The organism is Brevibacterium picturae (assembly GCF_030453725.1).
GTDB lineage: Bacteria > Actinomycetota > Actinomycetes > Actinomycetales > Brevibacteriaceae > Brevibacterium > Brevibacterium sandarakinum_A.
In genome coordinates, this window is sequence record NZ_JAKDJU010000181.1 from 1 (window position 1) to 5,678 (window position 5,678).

Here is a 5,678-nt window from a genome sequence, read left to right on the forward strand (position 1 = left end):
GGTCGCCCGCTGCCGATTCGGACCCCCTCATCGTGCAGGCGGCCCTCTTCCCACGACCGCTTTGACGACCCGCAGGTCGATACAGATCAATGTTGACGAAACACCACTTCAACGGTGATCCTTAAAGATAACGCGTCACTGCCAACTCCCCTGATAGAGCGCGCGATCATTATTGAGCACGGGCTGAGTGAAAATCACATAGCCGTGAAAATCACATAGCCATCACATTGGGCAATCAGACTTCAGACAAAGAAATCAGATACATTACCTAATGGTAGATAATCCCCATATCCCCGCATCCCCATTGCCAGAGGTCCCCAACCATGCATGATTCCGCTGACCACACCGCGCCCTCCCCCTTGCCCGGTGACGGCCCGTTCCCCGGCGAACGCGCGACGAGTGCTCACTCGTTCGCGACCCGCCTCGCCGAATTCGCACCCGATCTGCCCGATGCCTCGTGGAAGAACCTGTTCCTGCAGACCTCCGGCCACCTCCTAGCGGGCCAGGCCGTCCTGCAGGGCGCCGAGTCATTGGGGCACGACCTCTCAGCGGTCGACGCCGACCGCTACTCGGACCTCCTGGCCACCGACGTTCTGACTCAGATCAGACGCCACGCTCCGGACAGCCCCGAACTGAGGCTTGCTCATCTGCTCTCATTCATGCGCGACATCAACACCGACACCCTCGAAATCGCTGCGGGAGCCATGCCCCACCTGGGATCGTTCGCCATCCCGAACGATCCGGAGGATTCCGGTCCGCTCGACGCCGCTGACCTCGCAGCGCATCTGGTCGAAGACGGACTGCTGCTCCCAGCCCTGGACCGCACCGGCCATCACACGATTCCACCGGTGCTGAGAACGATCATGCGACGCCTCTACGACGCCAGGGATCGGCACAGTGAATCACGCTCCCGACGAGCACTGGGTGCCAGTGCCGCCGACTGGCTGAGCGCCCCTGCCGCCTATCACTCCGAGGGCTTCGACGAGGCTCTCCGACAGGTCGCGGATGCCGGAGAGTGGAACGCGCTCACAGATCTCTGGGCAGACCGGGGCCATGCGCTCATGGCCGATCATTTCGATTCGACGATCGAGGCGTTCTCGAAGGTTCCCGAGGCACAGGGACAGAAGTCGGCTGTGCTGGCCGAAGCCATGGGCGACAGTCTGCAGGTCGACGAGGTGAGACGACGCCTCGGAAGCGGCGATGCCCTGACTGTTCTCAACCAGGTCGATTTCGAGCATGCAGCGGTCCCGACGCTCGACTCGCAGCTGGACAGAATCAAGGACGGCGACTTCACCGTCGACGACATCATGATCATGGCGATCGCCTCGATGCGACGCCGGAAACTGCTCGGGCAGTCGGACCAGGGCCTTCAGATTGCGCAATCGGCAGGTGAGCTCATCAACGACAGTCGGCACTTTCGCACCACCCCGAGCCGGCTCTGCGAAGCACGCTTCCACCTCGAGCACGGAATCACCACCGTGTTCGTCGGCAAGTTCACAGACAGCGTCCAACTGCTGCGCCGATCGATCGTCATCACCGAACTCGCGACCACGTCGTCGCCCTATCTCCTGCTCCCGGCGCATGCCTACAGCGCCCTGGCACACGCGATGCTCGGCAACGGAACATCGAGCGACGTGCACCTGCGCCACTTCGACGAGCTCATGGACCGAACCCGATTCTCCAGTCCCCACGCACTCACGGCCTACACGCTGGCGCGCATGATTCGGGCCATGGACGCCTTGGATCTCGACGCAGCCGGTGAGCACTCCGCCCGCCTGTCCGACCCCTCATTGGGACATCACTCGTGGATCGGCGTCGCTCAGTACAGATCGCTGCTGGGAATTCTGCGCAACGATGTCGGAATCGAGGGCAAGCGCCTGCAACAGGGCATCGACGCCAACCGCTCGTCCCTGCCTGCCGACGGGATCCTGCGACACACTCTGCAGCTCATGCTGGTCCGACTCCATCTGGCGCAGGGCCACACTCACCTCGCGCAGAACGTCCTGCTCGATACCGACTCCGAATCGCCCTTCATCAACCTGGCCAGGGCCCAACTCCATCTGACCATCGGGGAACACGGGACTGCGGAACACCTGGCGAACAGAGTTCTGTCTCAGAAGTCACTCGACCTGCACACCCAAGCTTCCGCACGAGCAGTCCAGGCCGCCAGTCTGCTGGGCAAAGGGGAGCTGGTCGAGTCGGATTCCGTATTCGTCGACACGCTCGAGTACTGCCGGATCACCGCCAGCCTCACCCCTATCGCGCTGGTTCCCAAGCCCTTGCGCGATCAGCTGATCCAGCGCAGTTCCAGCGCCGCCGAATGGAATCTGATCGCACCAGTCTTCACGAACGGCCCTCGTTCCGACAACGCACCAGATGACGCCCCTCATCCCGAGGACGACCGCAATGGCAGCCCCCGCTCCGAGGACAACCGCGATGACGAGGTCGTCGCCGCAGCAGACAACGCCCGGGTCGTCGGCGCTGCCGACAACGCCCGCCTCGGCGACGGTTCCATCGGCTGGCCAGAAGATCTCCGATCCGATGGTCTCCGCTCCGGCGAATGGCTGCGTCAGCGGCTCCTCGACCTCGGCGAGACACTGCGCCTCCGTGCCGGTCACGCGCTGCTCAGCCCATCGCAGAGGCAGCTGCTGGCTCTGCTTGACGCCCAGTCATCGGTGTCCGCGATCGCAGCTGAGCTGCGCCTCGTCGAAGGCACGGTCAAGAACAAGCTGTCGAACCTCTACGCCCGCCTCGGCGTCCGCAATCGCCGCGATGCGCTGGCCCGCGGCTACGAATACGGGTACCTTCCCATCGATCACTGAGACAAGCTCGCATCATTCGCGTGGAAAGCATGGACATCCACCTCGTCTTCTGGTGAAGTTGAAACAGGAGCTAGGAAGGTGACGAGGATGTCAGCAACAGTCCGCGAACTGGTCGACGAAGCCTACGAAAGGCGCGAATCGACATGGAGGGCCGCCCTGGAGACGGTCAACGATTGGATCGAGTCCGTATGTTCGGGCTCCGCGCTGTTGTCGGGCGAGAGAGTCACCATCGGCCACGGACGGATCAAGGACCGACTTCGGGCCGGGGAGAAGCTGCGCCGCAAGCTCGCCGATGCCAATGACGAGATCCATGAGGCCGTCGACGTCGAGAACCAGGTCATCGACGTCGTCGGGGCCCGTGCCGTCTGCCGCACCGAACGTGAGCAGTCGGCACTGTGGGACCTCCTCACCGACAGCAATGACGAGTCGAATCTCTCCGTCGCCGAGGTGCGCGACTATTCCGCCCATCCCAAGCCCTCCGGCTACCGCGGGCGTCACATCATCGTCGAAGTCCCCTTCGACGTCGAGCCCTCGGTGCTCGTTGAGCTGCAGCTGCGCACAGTCATGCAGGATGCCTGGTGCGTGCTCGCCGAGGAGCACCTGTTCAAACCCGGTCAGGCACTGAAGTCGGATGCCCAGCAGGAGCGGCTCTCCGTCATCCTCTCCGGTCTCCTGGCCCAGGCCGATGCCGTTGCGGGCTACATCGCCGACGATGTCAGCGCCTATCTGGGAATGGCGAACGCCTCACCGCCTCGGACCGTGACGAACGTCGACGCCGCGGCCGAGGTGCCGTCGATCGAGGTCACCATCCGCGAACTCAATCATTCCTACGTCCTGGCCGCCGACGAGGTCGGCCGACATGGGATCATCCGCCTGGAGAACCTGGGACTCACGCCGGAGAATCCCGAGAGATCAGCCTTCCCCCACCCGGGTGACAAACTGCAGGTGACGATGGACGAATCGAACACCACCCGCTACTTCATCCCGGTCGCCGAGCAGCGCTGATTCGGCGCGGCGAACCGGATGCGTCCTGAGTCGCCAGACCGACTAGACTTGCTTTCCATGGGTAAGAAGTCGAAGCGTTCCAAGGAAGATCTCATTGCCAAGCGTCTGGCACGTGCACAGGCCACGGCCTTCGTCGCACGTCCGTTCGAGGGCCTGCCGTTCGAGGCGGACCTCATCTGCCTGCGCGAGCTGGTGCCGGCCGCGACCGCCTCGGCGAAGCTGAAGGAGGAGTTCGGTGGTCAGGAGATCACCATCACCTCGCTGCTGCCCGCCGCGTGGCAGGCCTGGCACCGTGAAGACGGTGAGCTCCTGGCCGGCATGCAGGTGCCGGTGTCCTCGACCGATGCCTCCCGCGATGTCGCCCACGGCATCCTGGCCGCCGCCGAGGCGCAGCCGGGCACGACGATCGACGCGACCACCGAACCCGGTCAGGGTCCGCGTCTGCAGGACATCCTCGACACCGACCACCCGTTCGACATCCGAGTGCTCGAGACCTTCGAGTACTGGAAGCTGCCCGAGGCCGAGACGGACTCCGATGTCGCGGCGGCTCTCGAACAGGCCAACGACTCCGTCTCGCCGACGGAGAAGATCGCCTCGGTGAAGTCCGCGTACTGGACCGAGATGTCGGGCCGCACCTACGTCCGCTGGGCACGCCCCGAGGGCGAGGACTCGATCGTGGATGCGCTCGCGCGCCTGCAGGTCGACGGGCTCAACGACCTCGGCGGGCCGGGCACGTTCCTCGGCTATTTCCGGGCACACGGAATCATCGTCCCCGTCTGGGAGCTCGAATTCGGCACGCAGGTCGACGACGTCGAAGAGCCCATCGCCGAGTTCGGCAAGCGCCTCGACGCGGCCGTGAACTCGTCCGAGCCCCTGAGCACCGAGGCACGCCGCGCGCGATCGGGAATCGTCGCTCGTCAGCTGACCATCCACTGAGTTCCGTCGACCCGGCCACCGGCGAGTCTCGATACGAGCTCGCCGGTGGGTGAGCCGGACAGGAGAAGAGTTTCCATGCCCGAACAGTCGAACCCTGCCCACCCGCACGCCTCCACGCAGGGCACCCCAGACTCGGAGACAGCCCCGCGAGCGATCGCTGCCATCATCCCCGCGATGAACGAGGCCGATCGGATCGCAGCCACCGTGAGAAGCACCAAGCAGATCCCCGGTGTCGACATCATCATGGTCGTCGATGACGGTTCCGCCGACGACACCGGTGTCCGTGCTCGCAGGGCCGGCGCCGAGGTGGTCACTCACCGCAAGAACAAGGGCAAGGCCGCCGCCATGATGACCGGCGCCTTCGCGATCCGCAATCGCGAGATCTCCGATTCGGATCCCGGCCAGCACCCGGAGCACCGCGCTCTCCTCTTCATCGACGGCGACCTGGAGGATTCGGCCCTGGGCACGGCCCCGCTCGCAGCACCGGTTCTGGCGGGCCGGGCCGATATGACGATCGCGATCCTGCCGGCGCAGAAGCGCCAGGGCGGAGGGTTCGGCTTCGTCGTCGGACTCGCGAAGAAGGGCATCGCCGAACTCAGCGGATTCGACGCGACACAGCCTCTGTCGGGGATGCGCTGCCTGAGCCGTGAGGCCTTCGACGCAGCGCTGCCTTTCGCTGCGGGCTGGGGCGTCGAGACGGCTATGACGATCGACGTCGTCAATGCCGGGATGCGCGTCGAAGAGGTCGAATGCGACCTGCACCACCGTGTCACGGGCAAGGACCTCAAGGCCCAGATGCATCGGGCGGCCCAGTACCGCGACGTCGCGCGGGCCATCGTCGCTCGACGACTGCGTGCCAAGAAGCTGCGCGCCGACAAGGAGACTTCCAAGTGAGCACCGAGCAACCGAGCACCG

At 64.7% G+C, this 5,678-nt stretch carries 4 protein-coding genes; all 4 read left to right on the forward strand.

What is annotated here, in order from left to right; genetic code table 11:
- Positions 1–323 precede the first annotated feature (323 nt).
- Positions 324–2,822 carry a response regulator transcription factor gene (locus L0G76_RS13535; RefSeq protein WP_304357698.1) on the forward strand — a complete coding sequence of 833 codons (2,499 nt, stop codon included), beginning with the start codon at positions 324–326 and terminating at the stop codon, positions 2,820–2,822.
- An 87-nt stretch (positions 2,823–2,909) separates the two neighbouring features.
- Complete coding sequence (locus tag L0G76_RS13540; protein WP_304357699.1) at positions 2,910–3,827, forward strand: GTP pyrophosphokinase; 918 nt, start codon at positions 2,910–2,912, stop codon at positions 3,825–3,827.
- Between the two features lie 57 nt (positions 3,828–3,884).
- On the forward strand, positions 3,885–4,763 hold the full coding sequence (locus L0G76_RS13545) for a DUF5926 family protein (RefSeq protein ID WP_304357700.1): 879 nt from the start codon (positions 3,885–3,887) through the stop codon (positions 4,761–4,763).
- Positions 4,764–4,838: 75 nt separating this feature from the next.
- Positions 4,839–5,657 (forward strand): glycosyltransferase family 2 protein, encoded by an 819-nt coding sequence (locus L0G76_RS13550; RefSeq protein WP_304357701.1) that lies wholly within the window; start codon positions 4,839–4,841, stop codon positions 5,655–5,657.
- The last annotated feature ends 21 nt before the right edge of the window (positions 5,658–5,678 follow it).